Here is a 17,755-nt window from a genome sequence, read left to right on the forward strand (position 1 = left end):
TCTTCGTCTATTTGGTTAGGATTTATCAGGGTTAAAACTTTCTCTAATGATTAGTCGTGTAGGATAAGTGACAATGATCGGTTCATCTCTCAAACCATCGATTCGCTCCACCGCTAATCGAACAGCAGACTGACCAATGGCTTTTGCATTGATCGCTACACTTGTTAAACTAGGAGATAAATCAGCAATCGCCTCGATGTTATCGAAGCTAACTAGAACGATCTCTTCTCCAATTTTTCGATTGTCTTTTTGTAATGCTCGATAAACACCTAATGCTAAAGGATCGCTACCGATCAAAATGGCCGTCGGTAAATCATGTTTTTGTTTTTCGAGAAGTTTGGTCGCTAACTGCTCTCCGGATTCCTCTGTCCATTCTCCTAAATAATAATTGATCTGTTTGGTCAAATGATGATCTTGCATGAAATGGCGGTAGGCTCTGAGCCTTTTTTCATTCTCAGTTGTTGATTTCCGACCAGCTTCGTTAATATCGATTTGATAACCACCAATATAAGCGATGTTGGTGTGCCCATTGTCTAAAAAAAGTTCTAAAACAGATTTAGTCATTCGTTCGAGATCCCCATAGACCATATCCACTTCTTGTTGGATATCTGGATTATCTACTACAACTAATTGTCGGTTCTGTTTCAATAAATCGGCGATTGCACCTTTATCGATCGTACCGACTACGATTATAGCACCTAATTGATCCAAATCTTTCCACTCGGTCGGGTTATCCGACATATTATAAATTCGATTCATGCCGATATGGAGTCGGCTGGCTTCTTCTTCTAGACCTGCTCGTAATTCTCGATAATAAATATCTTTTTCTTCGCTGGCTTTACTGATTGCTGAAATGACACCGATGGAAGGACGGCGTTTTTTAATATATTTTCGCTTGTTGATATCATAATTTAATGTGGCAGCTGCAGTGAAAATCCGTTGACGAGTAGCAGCAGAGACACTGATCGTTTTGTCTTCATTCAAAACTCTTGAGACCGTAGCAGGTGAAACATTGGCTTTTCTTGCGACATCTCTAATTCCAACCATAAAATGGCACCCCTTACAAAAAAATAAAAATTTTTATTGACATATTTGTTTAGTAAACAGTATACAGGAAATGTAACAAAAGTAAACGGTTACTATTTATTTGAGAGGTGAAACAATGGAACAAGTGATGAAGAATCAAAGAGCAGCTTTAATCACATTTGACGAACAGGAAAAAGTATTTCATCTATCCAATTCAGAAATTTCCTATATTCTTCAAATTGAAGAAAGTGAAGTTCTGGCTCATGTTTATTTTGGTAAAAGAACGACCCATTATCATAATCATAAAAAATATCCTCGCAGAGATCGCGGCTTTTCTGGGAACGTCCCCTTAAATGAAGATCGAACGTATTCAAAAGATACATTACCACAAGAGTATTCAGGGCACGGAGGGATGGATTATCGATTACCTGCCTTGATGATTCGTCGAGAAAATGGATCAAATCTGCTTGATCTACGTTATGAAAGTTTTCAGATCCAAGAAGGAAAGCCAAATTTATCTGGATTACCGCAAGCGTATATCAAGAATGATACAGAGGCAGAAACGTTGATCGTGACGTTGAAAGATCGTGAAGAAAAGATTTACGTGGATCTTTCCTATACGATTTATCGAGAAAGAGCAGTGATTACACGTTCGCTGAAGGTAAGAAATGAAACCAATGATCCAGTGATGATTGAAAAAGCAGCCTCTTTTCAACTTGATTTTACGAATTCAGGCCGGTTTGATGAAGTGATTGCCTTACCAGGAGCGCATGTCAAAGAACGGCAGATGTCTAGACAAAGCATAACAGATGGCATCAAATCATTTGAAAGCCGTCGTGGTTCAAGCAGTCATCAGATGAATTCATTCATTGCCTTGACAAATCATGCAACAACTGAATTCACAGGGGAAGCGATTGGGATCCATCTTGTTTATTCGGGAAATCATTCCTTTGAGATTGAAAAAGATGCCATTCAACAATTTAGAGTGATCGGGGGGATCAATCCCTATAATTTTTCTTGGGAGTTACAACCATATGAAAGCTTCCAAACACCGGAAATACTCTTAACTTATTCTGATCAAGGGTTGAATGGGATGAGTCAAGTGACCCATCATTTATTACGGGAACGAGTAGCAAGAGGGCAATTTCAATACCAAGAACGTCCGATCCTAGTCAACAATTGGGAAGCGACTTATTTTGACTTTACGAGCAAAAAGATCGAAGCGATCATTGATGAAGCAAACGAATTAGCGATAGAGATGTTTGTTTTAGATGACGGCTGGTTTGGGAAAAGAGATTCGGACCAATCTTCTCTAGGAGACTGGTTTGAATATCAAGGGAAATTGAAAAATGGCTTAAAAGGGATCGCTGACTATGTTCACCAAAAAGGACTAAAGTTTGGCTTGTGGGTTGAGCCTGAAATGGTTTCCAGCGACTCTCAATTAAATCGGGATCATCCCGAATTTATGATGAAAGAACCAGGTCGTCAACCCTCGGCTTCTAGATCTCAACACGTCCTTGATTTTACCCGAAAAGAAGTCCGGAAGACGATTGAAACACAGTTACGGCATTTGTTAGACAGTGTGGAGATCGACTATATCAAATGGGATATGAATCGATCGCTATCTGATGTCTATTCGGTGTCATTGGGCAAACAAAACCAAGGGGAAGTTTTGCATCGTTATCTATTAGGATTATATGAGATGATGGAAAACTTAACAAACGACTATCCTCATATCCTTTGGGAAGGATGTTCTGGTGGTGGTGGACGGTTCGATGCAGGGCTGCTTTATTATATGCCACAGTCTTGGACTAGTGACAATACAGATGCGGTTGAACGTATCAATATCCAATATGGGACAAGCTTAGCTTATCCTATTTCAGCTATGACTGCCCATGTATCAGCTGTTCCTAATCATCAAACGGGTCGAGTCACCAGTTTAAAAACACGTGGAGATGTGGCCATGGGCGGGGTGTTTGGATATGAACTCGATCTAACAAAATTATCTAGTGAGGAAAAGCAGGAAGTAGCCGCACAGGTAGAATTTTATAAAAAAATCAGACAGACAGTCCAATATGGTGATTTCTATCGTTTACAAAATCCCTTTGAGCAAAATATTGCTTCCTGGGAATTTGTTTCAAAAAACCAACAGGAAGTCCTCTTATTTATAAATCGTCGGTTGGCAAATGCACAGCCCGAATTTCATGAGGTACGCCTTGTTGGACTAAGCGAAGAAAAACTATACCAGAACCAGATAGATGGCAAAGTATATTCAGGATCGGAATTAATGACAATAGGTCTTTATTTCCCGGATTTTTATGGCGATTTTCAAACAGAATTGATTCATTTTATGAGTATAGACGAAGGAGAATAGAAAAATGAACGCATTGATTGAATGGTTAGATGATCCGCAAGTGTATCGAGTAAATCAAAGGAAAGCCCATAGTGATCATGTTATTTATGGTGCTAAAGAAGAAGTGGAAACAGGAAACACCAGAATCCAATCGCTGAATGGGAAGTGGCAATTTTGCTATTCCCGCAATGCTTTAGAACGTCCAGTGAATTTTTTTGAAAAGGAATTTGATAACAGTGGCTTCGATCAGATTGATGTTCCTAGGCATATCGAACTAGCAGGATACGACAAGATCCACTACATCAATACGATGTATCCATGGGAAGGGCATGAGTTTAGACGTCCGGCTTATACAACCGCTGGTAAGGAAGAAGCCGAGGGGATGTTTTCTCAAGCCGAGTATAACCCAGTTGGCTCATATGTGACGAACTTTACTTTAAATGAAGAAATGAAAGAAAAGGCGATCACCATTCGATTTGAAGGTGTCGAACAGGCAATGTATGTCTGGTTAAATGGGCACTTTGTCGGCTATGCAGAAGATTCTTTCACGCCTTCTGAATTTGATTTAACTCCTTATCTGGAAGAAGAGAATCGTTTAGCGGTAGAAGTCCATAAAAGAAGTAGTGCCGCTTTTCTCGAAGACCAAGATTTTTTCCGTTTCTTTGGGATTTTTAGAGATGTTTCATTGATCGCCAGAGGGAAAAATCATATAGAGGATATGTGGATCAAACCTCAAGTTGATCCCTCTTTTCAAAGCGGTTGGGTAGATATCGACTTGACTATTGAAAATCTTACTTCAAACGGAAAGCTACGTGTCCGACTCCTCAATTGCAAAGGAGAAGAGATCCATCAAGAAGAAGTGGGAATCGAAGAACAAATCTCGTTGCATATTCCAGTAGATAAAATTACTTTATGGGATCATTTTCAACCCAATTTATACACCGCCGAATTTGAAACGTTTGATGATACTGGGGTGACGGAGTATAGTTACTATCCATTTGGTTTTAGAAAGATCGAGATCAAAGAGCGGATCATTTATTTGAATGACCGACGTTTGATCATCAACGGTGTCAATCGACATGAATGGCATCCTGAAAAAGGAAGAGCTATCGATTTGATGGATATGAAGAAAGATCTAGAAATCATTAAACATGCGAATATCAATGGGGTTAGAACCTCACATTATCCAAATCAAATCCCTTGGTATTATCTTTGTGATCAGGCGGGGATTCACTTGATGGCAGAGACCAATCTGGAATCTCATGGTTCTTGGCAAAAGATGGGCGCGTTTGAGCCGTCTTACAATGTACCGGGGAACGTTCCTCAATGGCGGGAGATCGTTCTTGACAGAGCACAGACAAATTTTGAGACATTCAAGAACCATACGAGTATTTTATTCTGGTCTTTAGGAAATGAATCTTACGCAGAAGAGAATATTCGTTTGATGAATGATTACTTTAAAGAAAAAGATCCCGATCGCCTTGTTCACTATGAAGGAAATTTCCCTAATCCTGCATTCGAAGATTCGATTTCTGATGTCAAGAGTTGCATGTATGCTACGCCAACAGATATCTGTGATTACCTTGAAAATGATGGGAAAAAGCCTTTCATTTTATGTGAATACATGCATGACATGGGGAATTCGTTGGGAGGATTGAATTCTTACATGGAATTATTAGATCGATACCCAATGTATCAAGGTGGCTATATTTGGGACTTTAAAGATCAAGCGATTCAAGTGATCGATCCATTGACGAAACAAAAAGTAATGAGATACGGTGGGGACTTTGATGATCGTCCAAGTGATTATGAATTTTCAGGTAACGGGATCGTCTTTTCTGATGGTCAAGAAAAACCGGCATTACAGGAGGTAAGGTATTATTATGGAAAATACAGCGATTAAAATGAAGATTATTTATGGAGATTGTACATTTGCTTTAAAAGGTGAAGGATTTCATTATATCTTTTCCTATACAAGAGGTGGGTTGGAATCCTTAAATAAAAATGGGAAAGAATGGTTGTATCGAGAAACGCTGCCGACGTTTTGGCGGGCTTTGACGGATAATGATCGAGGGAATGGGTTTGGCTATCGTTCGTCCATGTGGCTAGGGGCTGGGATGTACCCGAAAGTAAAAAATGTTCAAGTTTCCATTGATCAAAAACCAATCGAACAGCCAATTGCTCCGATCAATAATCGCTATTCCAATCATGAATATGCGCAATCAGCAGCGATCAAATTCACGTTAGAAATCAATACGGTGCCCAAAACAGAAGTCATAGTCAACTATGAAGTACAATCTGATGGGGAAATGAAAATTTCTGTCTTTTATCATGGACAGCAAGGACTGCCTGAATTACCTTTATTAGGTTTTCGCTTTATTATGCCAACCAAAGCGAAATATTTTGAATATGAAGGACTATCAGGAGAAACGTATCCAGATCGAATGGCAGGAGGAATCGAGGGTACTTATAAAGTAACTGGTTTACCAGTGACTCCCTATCTCGTGCCACAAGATTGTGGTGTCCATATGAAGACGAAATGGCTAGAAATCACTAGAGATTCTACGATGAATAATGCGGATCAAGGAAAGGAGGAATTTTCATTACGCTTTGAACAAGTGAACGGCGATTTTGCATTTTCAGCTCTCCCCTATAAAGCCGAAGAATTAGAAAATGCTACGCATCTTGAAGAGTTACCACCAGCTAGAAGAACCGTCTTAGTGATTCAAGGGAAGGTACGTGGTGTAGGAGGAATCAACAGCTGGGGAGCAGATGTTGAAGAAGCGTATCATATTTCAGCGGAAGAAGACCATGAATTTAGTTTTATCGTGAAGTAAAGGTCGTGAAAGAAGCGGTCAGCTCCGAGCAAATAAGAGGCAATTTTTTAAAACACCTTTTCATGTTAAAAAAAATTTAGGCTTATTTCAAGGAGCTGATGCTTGAATGCTGTCTATCTAGAGAAAGGAAGGATTGATAGCTAAGTATCGGTAAAGAACAATAGCTTTTCATATTATTAGCAGACACAAAAAATATAAAACCATAGACAAATAGACGTTGCATTTCTAGGATCATCTATCTTAGAAGGGCAGCGTCTATTGCTTATAAGTATCAACTAACTGAATTGTTTATTTTTGAATTAACTGATTAATGGCAATGTGATTTTTACCGTTGTTCCAACACCCATAATCGATTGGATCTGCAATCCATACTCTGTGCCGTAAAGCAATTTGATTCGTTCGTTCACATTCTTGACGCCGATTCCAGAAAAATAGTCCTTGTTTTTTTTCTTTTGATTTGTATCAAATCCATCACCGTTATCTACGATTTCAAAGATCAATTGTGTTTCATGAATTTTTCCGAATAAAGTAATAAACCCACTTTTTTTTGTTTGAAAAGCATGTAAAAAAGCATTTTCAATAATTGGCTGGATCATCATATTGGGCACTTTAAAAGGGTATAGTTCATCGGGGACCATGATCCGAGTGGCGATATCATCACCATATCTCAATGAAAGAATATGGATATAGCTTTGCACACTTTTTAATTCTTCTTCGACAGTGATTGTTTCTGCTTTTTTCCCAATGGTACTTCTCAACAAATCAATAAAATGATCGATTCCATGAATTGCTTTTTGATTTTCTTTTTGCCAGATCAAAAATTTTAGACTAGTTAACGTATTGTAGATAAAGTGAGGCTGGATTTGGGCTTGCATCGTTTGAATCTCTAATTGGCGTTTTTTCTTTTCGTTTTCAATTGAAGTAAAATAGTTCTCATCGATCGTTGTTAATAGTTGATTGATTGTAGTGCCTAAAGTCTTTGTTTCGTAGGTCCCTTGAACATCTACTTGGGTATTATTAGGAATTTTTTTGATATGTTTTAAGGACTGAATCAAGGCATAAATCGACTTCGTCTGACGGTTCATATAGCGAAAGACAATAGCACCAACTACCATTAAAGTCATCAAATTAAAAAGGACGATCGGAACAATCAGTCCCATTTGATTGACTAGTGAACGAATATTTACTTTACTAATCAAAGCTAAGTTTTGTCGATATAATGGAACACGTGTTAAACGATTATAATCAACTGTTTTTGTTTCATTGGTATTTAAATCATTTAACAAGTTGGTTTTGGCACCAATCATGCCAGTTTCATTGGAGGTAATGATTTGATTTGCTTCATTGATGAGATAGATTTTGGAGACCTCCGAATGGATCGTTTCATTGAATAAATTCGCTAGCTCATCTGCAGTTATCGCAATGACAGCATACCCATAAATATGATTCAACGAGGAAGTCAATTTCTTAATGAATAGGATGCTGCTTTTTGTTTGGTCACGAGTAGTCAAACCAAAGTTGACAAAGAACATTTGGGTCGATGCTTTATGTGCCTTTGCTTTTTGTACGACATCAGATCTCATGAATGCCGCAGCATCCATACTGGCAAGCATCTCGTTTCCAACGAAGGTATGTCCACTTTCACCATAGATCATCAGATCGTAATTGATGGAAGGAGAGATCGAAGTAAAGCTTCGGTTCATTTGTTGGATCGTTTTTACATTAGTGTAGTTATCTAACGAAGAGTGCTGATCGTTAGAGAAATAATTTTCGACTGCAGGGTTGTTAGCGACCATCGTTAAGGTATTTTCGATATTATCATTCAATCGTTCAAAATCACGTTGTATTTTGCCAAGCGTTAGTTCATTCGATTTATCAAATAGATGGATATAAGCGTTTTTGGATCGATCATAAATGAAGAAGGACAGAATAATCGCTTGAGTAAGAAGCGCAATGACTAGGACAACCAGTAGTTTTGTAACTAGTTCATACTCTTTGAATTTTTTCTTCATGTTTCAAACTTCCTTTTCGATATTGAGAAGGATTTAGCCCAGTTTCTTCCTTGAATACTCTTGAGAAGTAACCAAGTTCAGCAAATCCTACTTGGTAAGAGATTTGTGAAAGTGGCTCGGTTGTCTCAAGCAAAAGCCGTTTCGCATGTTGTATCCGGACTTTTTTTAGATATTTGGTGAAGCTAATCCCATATTTCTCGGTAAACATGGTAGATAAATAACTATAGGAAAAATGAAATTTTTCGGAGATGATTTGCAAGGAAATATCTTGATGATAATTTTCTTGAACATAATCATAGATCGCTGTCAGAATTTCTGAGTTTTCATTCTTTTCCGGCGTGCTCCAACGCATCAATTGAGTGATGATTTTAGTAAACGTAATGGAAAAATCTTCGATGGTGGTGACGTTCGTTATAAGTGTTGGTAACGTAATTTTTAATGTCGTCAATTCTTTCGTCCCTTGACCATCTTCTAAAGCATTGATGAGTGCGTAGAGACGATTGATTGTTTCGTGTTTTAAAAATAAAGGGTCAATTTTTAAAGCGATCAGAGTCTCAATCGCTGATTTCATTTCTCTGATAGCGGATACATAATCTTTGTTGACAATCTTTGTTAAGTAGCTTTTCGTGCTCTGATCAAAGTGTGGAATCAAAGGGACTAGTTGTTCTTCCGATACAACACCAGCACTTTTCTGATAAAAACGTTGTCCTTTGCCTAATTTTTTTAATCTTTGAAAACAATCGAACAGCTCACTTAGCTCTAAACAAGGGGAAATAATCAATAATGCATCAGATTTTTGCGCATATTCACGCAAAGAAGTCTGAATTTGTTCGAAACAATCCATGGAAGAAACATTTAGTAAGCAACCATATTCATAGTCGAGAGTGGTAAAAGGCTGATAATCAATCCAGGGTTCAGCTCGTTCTTCGTTACTTTTTAGAGAAGCTAGTGGAGCTAAATCATCCATTTCGCTATAGACGATGTAAAATAACGGGAAACGAAAAGGATCGTTAGATATCGTTGTTTTTTGTCCAGAGAAATATTGTGTTAAAGCACTATCTAGAGAGAATTTAGAGTCTAGATTTTTTTGGCCTTTTTTAACCAAATGGTTCAAAGCAGAAAGCAGGTTTTCTGGATTCAATTTTGGTTTAAGTAAATAATCGGATACGCCTTCTTTAAAAGAGTCTTTCACTAGTTGAAAATCATCATGGCTTGATAACACTAATATTTGAATATCAGGCTTGCTTTTTTTTAGGAGGCGAGCAAGTTCAATCCCATCCAGTTCAGGCATGATAAGATCAGTAATGACAATATCAATATCAGTAGAATGAATAGAGAAAAAATCAAGCGCTTCCAATGAGTTTGAAAAAGCGCCTTTAATTTGGAATCCGTGGTTTGACCAATCAACCAAATTGGCTATGCCATGTAAGATTGTTTTTTCATCGTCGATCAATAATAAATTAATCAAGCTTGTTCCCCCTTTTAAACAGTTTCTCTTTTTAAAATACGGTTTAATTGGCAGAAAAGCAAGATGAATTACTCAAAATAAAAAAATTTGAAATCTAAATTTGTGATTTTTTCTTATTTTGGGATATTTTTTGGAACTCTTTTAGAAATTAAGAAAACGATTACATTTTTTGGTATGATTCACATGTAAAGAATAAAAATGAAAAAGGCGGGTTGGATATGAAATTCAAAAAATTAGTAGCAAGTGCGACGCTTTTAGCTTCAGCAGCAGTTTTGTTTGCGGGATGTGGGAGTTCCTCAAATTCAGCAACGAAAGATGAAAATAAAATCAGTGTTTGGGCATGGGATGAAACGTTTAATATCAAAGCAGTCAATGAAGCAAAAAAAGTCTATGACAATAAAGATGTCGAAGTGGATGTCGTTACGATGTCACAAGATGATATCGTACAAAAGTTAAACACAGCATTAGCCAGTGGAAATACGGATGGATTACCGAATATCGTGTTGATTGAGGATTATCGTATTCAAGGTTATTTGAATTCTTATCCGGACGCATTTTCTGAGTTAACCGATATCGTAGATGAATCCAATTTTGCTTCGTATAAATTTGCGGTTAATAAGATCGATGATCAAATTTATGGCGTCCCATTTGATTCAGGTGTTACGGCTAATTTTTATCGAACAGATTTGTTAGAAGAAGCCGGTTACAGTCAAGCAGATATGCAGAATTTAAGTTGGGATGACTATTTACAAGTTGCTCGAGATGTTAAAGCAAAAACGGGTAAAAAAATTACTGAAGTGAATCCCTCAGATCTTGGACGTGTCCGTATGATCATGCAAGAAGCTGGTGAATGGTACACTTCGGAAGATGGAAAGACGGTTACGATCAAAGATAACCAATCATTGAAATATGGATTAAATCTATTTGCTACACTACTTAAAGAAGATCTAGTGGAACAAACTTCAGATTGGAATGCAGGTGTCACGGCTATTCAATCAGGGGCTGTTGCATCCAGTCCAATTGGTGCTTGGTATTCCTCAACGATCCAAGGTGCTGAAGATCAATCAGGGAAATGGGCAATTGCACCGACACCTTCATTACCTGCCAATATGCAAAAAGCACAAGCTTCTAATTTAGGCGGAGCTGGGTGGTATGTGATCAAAGGTGTTTCAGGCGAAGAAAATGCGAAAGACTTCTTGAAGAAGACCTTTGCGACTAACGAAGACTTGATGGGAACCTTAGCGAAAGAAATCGGGTTAGTTTCTACCATGTTAAGTGCAAAAGATCAACCAGCTTATCAAGAGTCTTCTGAATTCTATAGTGGTCAAAAGGTGTTTGAAGACTTTTCTAAATGGACAGCGGAAATTCCACAAGTTAATTATGGACAAGAAACCTATGCAATCGAAGCAGTTGTAGCAGAGTCATTACACCGAATCATCAATGGAGAAGATACTGATAAAGTCTTGGCAGATACGCAAAAACAAGTAGAAGCACAGTTAGCCAATTAAGCAGAGTGAAATGAATTGATTTAGAGGATCAAATTTGTGTTGGCTGGTGATTTTTGAACGGTCATCAGTCACACAAATTTGCTATCTATTAAAAATAGTTTCAATCAATACCGTAGAATTTTCGTGAGGACGCTGTCAATTACTCAGACAATTAGTTAAGAGGAAGGATTTGTGAGACGATCCTTAAATGACAGATAAAACGAAGATGAACGTAACGAAAGTGAGCAAAGCAGATGAAACAAAAAGATTTTTTCAAGAACGGAAATGCGTTTCTTGTTTTACCAGTTCTGATGATCTCGATCATGGTGTTTATCCCAATGATTTTAGCGCTGATCACTTCATTTCAAAGTGGTCCCCCAGTTAATATGAGTTTTAATGGTTTGGGGAATTATCAACGCATGTTGAATGATGCGACCTTCAAAAAGGCTTTTTTTAACACCTTTTTATATTTATTGGTACAAGTACCGATTATGTTGTTTTTAGCTTTATTTGTCTCTAATTTATTAAATGATAAAAAGCTTAAAATGAAAGGATTCTTCCGGACAGCGATTTTTTTACCTTGTATCACATCCATGGTTAGCTATTCGCTTATTATGAAAAGCTTGTTTTCTCAATCGGGATTAGTGAATAATTTTTTGATGACGATCGGCTTGATCGATATGCCAATTGGCTGGCTGACTCATCCAGTTTGGGCGAAAGTATTAATCATCATTTCGATTACATGGCGTTGGACAGGTTATAACATGATTTTCTTTTTATCAGGAATGCAAAATATTGATCCGGCAATTTATGAAGCAGCAGAAATCGATGGCGCATCTAAGTGGCAACAATTGATCAAAGTCACGATTCCTAACTTAAAACCAATTATTTTGTTTACGTCAATCACATCAACGATCGGTACGTTGCAACTCTTTGATGAAGTACAAAATATTACGGGTGGTGGACCAGCAAATGCAACAACTACGCTATCTCAGTATATTTACAATTTAAGTTATAAATTTACACCGAATTTTGGTTATGCTGCGGCGGTTTCATTTGTGATCGTAGTCTTTATTGTACTGTTATCAATCATTCAAACGAAAGTCGGAGGTGAAAAAGCGTGATAGATCAAGCAGAAAACAAAGTACTTCTTAAAGAGAATGAAAAAAAAGCGACTAAAACATTCAATTGGTTAGCTGTTTTTAAATATGCCTCTTTGAGCGTGATTTCATTTATTTCGATTTTTCCTTTTGTTTGGATGATCTTAGGAATGACGAATACACCTATCGATATTACTGCCGGAAAATTAAAGATCGGTAGCCATTTAGTTGTCAACTTCCAGAATCTTTTTTCAAATGACTTAAACTTTGCACGTTCATTGTGGAATTCAGCTTTGATCGCTATTGTAACAACGGTCTTAGCTTTGTTGATTTCATCTATGGCTGGTTATGGGTTTGAGATCTATAAAAGTCGAAAAAAAGAACGATTATTTACGATTTTGCTTTTATCGATGATGGTTCCTTTTGCTGCATTGATGATTCCTTTGTACCGCATGTTTTCTAACTTAAACGGAACGATCTTAGGGATTAACAGCTTCTTAGTCGTCATTTTGCCTTCAGTAAGTACAGCTTTTTTGATCTTCTTCTTTCGACAAAACGTTAAAGCGTTTCCTAAAGATTTAGTAGAAGCTGCACGTTTAGATGGATTAAAAGAATTAAGTATATTTTTCCGTGTCTACCTACCCACTGCTAAAAATACGTATGCAGCTGCTGCAATCATTACTTTTATGAGTAGCTGGAATAACTATCTTTGGCCTTTAGTTGCATTACAATCACCAGATAAGCGTACGGTCCCATTAGTTTTATCTGCCATGGGAGCCTCTTATACACCAGATTACGGAATGATTATGGCCGGGCTTGTGATTGCAACATTACCAACAGCTATCGTGTTCTTTGTTTTACAAAAACAATTTGTTCAAGGAATGATCGGTTCTGTCAAGTAAACGCGACTCGATGATAAAATTAGTTTGGTATAAACTTTAAATGTATAGGAAAAGCTGTCCCACTAGGGGAGAGCTTTTTTTCTTTTTAAATAACATTTTATATTAAAAATATATTTATGATTAATTATTTAAATAACTGTAATTATTAAAGGTAGTAAGCTTAAAAATTAATAAATATTATATTGTTGCTATTTATTTAGTTGTTATTTATAATTAAATTGTACAAAAGATAACGTTTTCGTAATGTATGAATAATTATTTTTTGTTCATAAAATAATTTTAAGGAGTGAGGTAAATGAAAAAATATGCGGTTAGTCTGTTGTTGTTTGTGTTTGGTATCTTTGTACTTTCAGCCAATGTTGGGGCGCAAGAAGTCACGTCAAAAGAGATTTTTAGTATTCCGAAGCCGACGTGGATCTTCAACTCAGGGATGAGTAAAGGGAAAAACCATGATCGTCAGGATCTAGGTTTTATCTTAAGCAAAAATACCGAATTGAGAATGAGACAGACAAATGCTCATTTCAAGAATAAGTTAAAATTGCGACTACTAGGAAACGATAAAAAGAATGAAAAAAGTATCGAAGTTGGATCAAATTGGGTAAGTATACGTGCAGATGAGCCCTTGGTTCCATTTATTGATACACCGTACGGAGAAGGATCAGCACAGATCGAATACGAAGTGGTGACTTCCAAAGAAATGAAAGCGTTACCCGTTTATGAATATCATGGGAATGAGACCATGTTTTTTTCAATGTGGGATACGGAGGATGCAGAGTATGCGCTAATTCAAGGAGTAGATTTCCAATTACTCGTACCCAAATTGGACAAAGAACTAGTGAGAAACTTAAAAGATTTTCCATCAATTGATGCGTTGATTGAGTATCATCACGGTATTTTTGCTTTATTTAACGGTATCGCTGGTTTTGATGGTTCCGCACCAGAAAATCAGAACGGCGCGAATCGTTACTTTTTAAAGGCAGATGATTCTGGCGCAGGTGCTGCTTATTATGGGGGTGATTGGACAGCTAATAGTGAACCTACGACAGATATGTGGTTGAAAGAACTAAGTTGGGCAACATTACATGAAATTGCTCACGGTTATCAAGCTGGTTTTGATGGGCAAGATATGTATACTGGCGAAGTGTCAAATAATTTATTTGGGGTCCAATATCAGTATGAAAAATATGGAAAAAAAGCAGATGACATCGGTTGGTTGTTTAATTTAGGTAAAAAAGAAGAAGTCGAAAACAAGCTGTATGATAAGTTGATCCGTGATGGAGACACTTACCATGATGTCGATGTGCGTGAACAACTGATTTTATTAACGATGTTCAAACAAAAAGCTGGAAATGACTCCTTCACTAAGATATATCAGGAATACCGTAAAATGGCTAATCAGAGTGATTTCAAAGATTGGGAATATACATTACCCAATTTAATGAATCGTATCTACAGTGAAAATAGTAAGCAGGATTTTTCTGCTGCCTTAAAAAAACGTGGGTTGTATCTTGATGAATTTCAAGCAGAAAAAAATCGTGTGGCAGGTTATCCAGCTGTGGCTTCATTGGCAGATATTGTCTCTGAAAATGAGTTGGTGCGTGCACGTCAATTGATTGACCCAAACTATTTGATCAATTCTAATTTTGAATTGGTTACTAACGAGGAAATCGCCTCTCTAGGGTTGGTTGGTGATTTGACCATTGAAATTCTTCCTAGCGATTTGAGTAACTTTGAAGGGCTCACAGTTGAATTAAAAGATGGAGCAACTATTATAGCGAGTCAACCAGTACAACAAAAAATGACATTTAAAAATATTCCTAATGGGGTCTATCATTTAGAATTTTCTGGTGAACAAATGAAGTATTATTTACCAAGCGAAAATTATGTTTATGTAAAGGAAACCCAAAACCATGCTTCTCTTTCATTAATCAAAGCTGATATCAGTAAGTTAGCCGATGAAGATCTTATCTTTTATGGCTTTAATGATCAATGGTCAGGTTCATTAAGAACGAATTTGAATTCAAGAGAAGCAACACTTACCTTAAATATGCCAAAACCTCATTATTTATTTAAAGATGAACTTTATGTAAAAGTGACTATCAAATCTCAGGATGGCAAAATTAGGTATGAAAAATCGATTAATGGAGACATACCTGAACGATTCACCGATGACCATTTGTTGCTTGAGACAGGAGATAGCATAGAAATCTACCATGCAGAAGCAAGAAATCGTTTGAAAGGTCCAGAAAATCTTATTGATCGTGGACAAAATACTAACCACTGGCTAGTTACGGAACATGGGTTAAAACACCTTGGATTAAACAATAATCCAGAAAAAGATCTTATGAAAAAAATTGAAAAATTAGGGAATTCATTAGTAAAAGCTGAGGGTATTAAACCGATGGCGTGGGAAAGATCAATGGCTAAAAAACAATTATGGACAGCCATACAATCTCTATCTCCAAAAGATACAGAACATTATATGTCCCAATATTATGTTTTGTTCAAATAGCATATGATGAGCAGGCAAAATGAGCAGTCAAAATTATCGAATTGATCGTCTTTAGCAAAAAAACTTAGCACCTTATAGATTGAGACGAAAGTGTTAATTATCAAGCACCAAAAAAAGTTCCGGAACTTGCCAAGAAACACAAACGCTAGTTTTTTCTGTCGATTGTTATCTACTTGGTGCTTCTCCAATTTTTGATTAATTTCGGCTTATCTTTCGAAAATGCTGCTTTTATCTCGTCGTGAACAAGAGCTCTTTAAACACCGTTTATTCATTTTTAGATATACTAGAAGATACTGGGACAAAAAAGTTGTCTCAGTCTCTTCTTTTGTTTTATCACAAGCGTTTGGTTTTAGTGATGTAATACAAATAAGACCAGTATAAAATATTAGCTAAATGGCTATGCTAGTATAAATGACTTGAATGATCCTAAGATTTACTCAAGAATTTTTTAAAAGAGCTTCTTTTATATAACAAACACTTCTTTTTTGATATAAAAATGGTTACGCTTTCATTAGAATAGAAATATCAAATAAAGGAGTGAGTAGAATGAAAAATAAATGTTGCATGATTACTTTGGCTTCTATTTTATTGTTAGGATGTGCTACACCAAGTATCGTTTACGGAAAGGAACAAGAGGGACTATTGGCAAGAACAAGCCTTGCATCTGTTTCTCAATCCCTCAACAAAGGAAACGAGGGGCAAGTAAAAACAACAACACTTGGACTATCTGACGATGAGCAAGCGATCATTCAAGCAATCGGTAAAGGCAAGAATTTCAAGGGAAAACTTTATTTAAATTATATCCGAGATAAAATAACTGAAGTTTTCAAAGAGTATAATGGAGATATTTTTAAACTTCTAAGTGAATTCTCTTCGTTGATATCAGACCAAATTTCAGAAGTGAATGTAAAAGAACGCTTTGATGTTAGTCCAGAAGTAATCAAACGTTTGATTACAATCAGTGCGATGTATGACATTGCTTTTGCAAAAGACAGTTGTTTTATGAGCTTGCTTGGTGCAGCGAATGATGGAACGGCACCTGCTGAGCCTACAGGTTTTTATCCTAATACCACTCAATTAGAAGGAACGACCGTAAATAAGCAAGATGGAAAATTAATGACGTTGAAATCTTATTATGTGGATCAAAAATCAGATGTAACGGTGATGATTCATGGTGGTTTTCGAGGAAATTGGAATTTAGGGACAGTAACGGATGAGTATAATATCTTTTACAATGCGGGCTATAATTTATTATTTGTAGACCCTCGTGCCACTGGAAACAGTGGGGGCGATTATGTCACTTATGGACAATATGAGTCAGATGATGTGCTCTATTGGATCAATCGAGAAGTAGGAACTAAGCCGACTCAAAAGATTTTACTTTATGGTGGCTCAATGGGGGCTGCAACTATGATGTCAACATTAGCTAAGGATATCCCAGCAAACGTAAAAGGAATCATCGAGAATTGCGGATTTAAATCAATTGATGAACAACTTAGATACACCTACAAAAATACCGTAGCGCCTTTATTAGGTTCAATATTTGGGGAAGAATTTGACATTGTAGCAGACGAAGAACATGAAGATCTATATATGGGATTGTTGAAAGAGTATTACTTTGACCAAGAATTAAAAATGAATGTGAATGAAAATCTACCTGAAATTGGTATGGCCACAACGATCCCCAAATTGATCATTCACGGAGATGCTGATCAAGTAGTTCCTCATGAAAATGCGGATGAGCTCTATGATCTTTCCGGGGGCTATAAAGTCAAGTTGATTGTATCAGGAGCTGGACATGGGGAAGCCCAATCAGTTGATCCCGTAGCGTATCAAACATATGTCACTAATTTTCTAAATTATCTTTTTGGAAGTCAAAGACATTAAGAAAAAATGATTGATCTTTCTGAGGAATGGGACGAAGTTTGACACGATCGAGAGAGTAGCGCCACGCATAATTAGGTTGATGAAATAAGCCGAAGAATCTAAAATTATTTCCTTGATTTTAGTGTTCTTCGGCTTGTTTTTACTACATTTACTCAAACCACAAGCAGTTAC

10 protein-coding genes and 1 pseudogene are annotated in these 17,755 nt (G+C 36.9%); 8 read left to right on the forward strand and 3 right to left on the reverse strand.

Translation table 11 applies throughout. The features are described 5' to 3' along the window. Positions 1 to 15: 15 nt before the first annotated feature. Positions 16 to 1,047 (reverse strand): LacI family DNA-binding transcriptional regulator, encoded by a 1,032-nt coding sequence (locus AB3I12_RS00560; protein ID WP_053766792.1) that lies wholly within the window; start codon positions 1,045 to 1,047, stop codon positions 16 to 18. Between the two features lie 115 nt (positions 1,048 to 1,162). Here AB3I12_RS00560 and AB3I12_RS00565 point away from each other — a divergent pair, with 115 nt between their 5' ends. Genes AB3I12_RS00565 through AB3I12_RS00575 form a run of 3 tightly spaced genes read left to right on the forward strand, consistent with a single transcriptional unit; the run spans position 1,163 to position 6,216 of the window. Further along, positions 1,163 to 3,400 (forward strand): alpha-galactosidase, encoded by a 2,238-nt coding sequence (locus AB3I12_RS00565; protein WP_063627206.1) that lies wholly within the window; start codon positions 1,163 to 1,165, stop codon positions 3,398 to 3,400. A 4-nt stretch (positions 3,401 to 3,404) separates the two neighbouring features. Beyond that, positions 3,405 to 5,282 carry a glycoside hydrolase family 2 protein gene (locus tag AB3I12_RS00570; RefSeq protein WP_063627205.1) on the forward strand — a complete coding sequence of 626 codons (1,878 nt, stop codon included), beginning with the start codon at positions 3,405 to 3,407 and terminating at the stop codon, positions 5,280 to 5,282. Further along, positions 5,263 to 6,216 carry a beta-galactosidase small subunit gene (locus AB3I12_RS00575; protein WP_010719000.1) on the forward strand — a complete coding sequence of 318 codons (954 nt, stop codon included), beginning with the start codon at positions 5,263 to 5,265 and terminating at the stop codon, positions 6,214 to 6,216. The genes AB3I12_RS00570 and AB3I12_RS00575 overlap by 20 nt, the downstream gene beginning before the upstream one ends. A 299-nt stretch (positions 6,217 to 6,515) precedes the next feature. On the opposite strand, the gene AB3I12_RS00580 is transcribed toward AB3I12_RS00575, so the two are convergent. Both AB3I12_RS00580 and AB3I12_RS00585 read right to left on the reverse strand, forming a co-directional pair. Continuing rightward, a complete protein-coding gene (locus AB3I12_RS00580) occupies positions 6,516 to 8,228 on the reverse strand; it encodes a sensor histidine kinase (protein WP_063627204.1) in 1,713 nt (570 codons plus the stop codon). After that, positions 8,203 to 9,696: a helix-turn-helix domain-containing protein gene (locus AB3I12_RS00585; protein WP_063627203.1), complete on the reverse strand. Its 1,494-nt coding sequence runs from the start codon at positions 9,694 to 9,696 to the stop codon at positions 8,203 to 8,205. Before AB3I12_RS00585 ends, AB3I12_RS00580 begins: the two co-directional genes overlap by 26 nt. Positions 9,697 to 9,914: 218 nt before the next feature. On the opposite strand from AB3I12_RS00585, the gene AB3I12_RS00590 reads away from it, so the two are divergent. The 5 genes and pseudogenes from AB3I12_RS00590 to AB3I12_RS00610 form a co-directional block, all read left to right on the forward strand. Then, positions 9,915 to 11,204, forward strand: a complete 1,290-nt coding sequence (locus AB3I12_RS00590; protein ID WP_010737704.1) for an ABC transporter substrate-binding protein — start codon at positions 9,915 to 9,917, stop codon at positions 11,202 to 11,204. A 233-nt stretch (positions 11,205 to 11,437) separates the two neighbouring features. After that, positions 11,438 to 12,307 carry a carbohydrate ABC transporter permease gene (locus tag AB3I12_RS00595; RefSeq protein ID WP_010719005.1) on the forward strand — a complete coding sequence of 290 codons (870 nt, stop codon included), beginning with the start codon at positions 11,438 to 11,440 and terminating at the stop codon, positions 12,305 to 12,307. Beyond that, positions 12,304 to 13,185 (forward strand): carbohydrate ABC transporter permease, encoded by an 882-nt coding sequence (locus AB3I12_RS00600; RefSeq protein WP_063627202.1) that lies wholly within the window; start codon positions 12,304 to 12,306, stop codon positions 13,183 to 13,185. The genes AB3I12_RS00595 and AB3I12_RS00600 overlap by 4 nt, the downstream gene beginning before the upstream one ends. 295 nt (positions 13,186 to 13,480) lie before the next feature. Further along, entirely contained in the window at positions 13,481 to 15,697 is a 2,217-nt protein-coding gene (locus AB3I12_RS00605) for a putative mucin/carbohydrate-binding domain-containing protein (protein ID WP_063627201.1), read from the forward strand. Between the two features lie 756 nt (positions 15,698 to 16,453). Further along, positions 16,454 to 17,566 (forward strand): annotated as a pseudogene (locus tag AB3I12_RS00610) (alpha/beta hydrolase); the annotation flags it as partial. Positions 17,567 to 17,755: the final 189 nt, after the last annotated feature.

Source organism: Enterococcus sp. C65 (genome assembly GCF_040887165.1).
GTDB classification, from domain to species: domain Bacteria; phylum Bacillota; class Bacilli; order Lactobacillales; family Enterococcaceae; genus Enterococcus_B; species Enterococcus_B hirae.

Coding starts and splice junctions, on each gene's coding strand:
- AB3I12_RS00590 (WP_010737704.1), top strand. CDS start 9,915: ATGAAATTCAAAAAATTAGTAGCAAGTGCGACGCTTTTAGCTTCAGCA.
- AB3I12_RS00565 (WP_063627206.1), top strand. CDS start 1,163: ATGGAACAAGTGATGAAGAATCAAAGAGCAGCTTTAATCACATTTGAC.
- AB3I12_RS00605 (WP_063627201.1), top strand. CDS start 13,481: ATGAAAAAATATGCGGTTAGTCTGTTGTTGTTTGTGTTTGGTATCTTT.
- AB3I12_RS00575 (WP_010719000.1), top strand. CDS start 5,263: ATGGAAAATACAGCGATTAAAATGAAGATTATTTATGGAGATTGTACA.
- AB3I12_RS00560 (WP_053766792.1), bottom strand. CDS start 1,047: ATGGTTGGAATTAGAGATGTCGCAAGAAAAGCCAATGTTTCACCTGCT.
- AB3I12_RS00595 (WP_010719005.1), top strand. CDS start 11,438: ATGAAACAAAAAGATTTTTTCAAGAACGGAAATGCGTTTCTTGTTTTA.
- AB3I12_RS00570 (WP_063627205.1), top strand. CDS start 3,405: ATGAACGCATTGATTGAATGGTTAGATGATCCGCAAGTGTATCGAGTA.
- AB3I12_RS00580 (WP_063627204.1), bottom strand. CDS start 8,228: ATGAAGAAAAAATTCAAAGAGTATGAACTAGTTACAAAACTACTGGTT.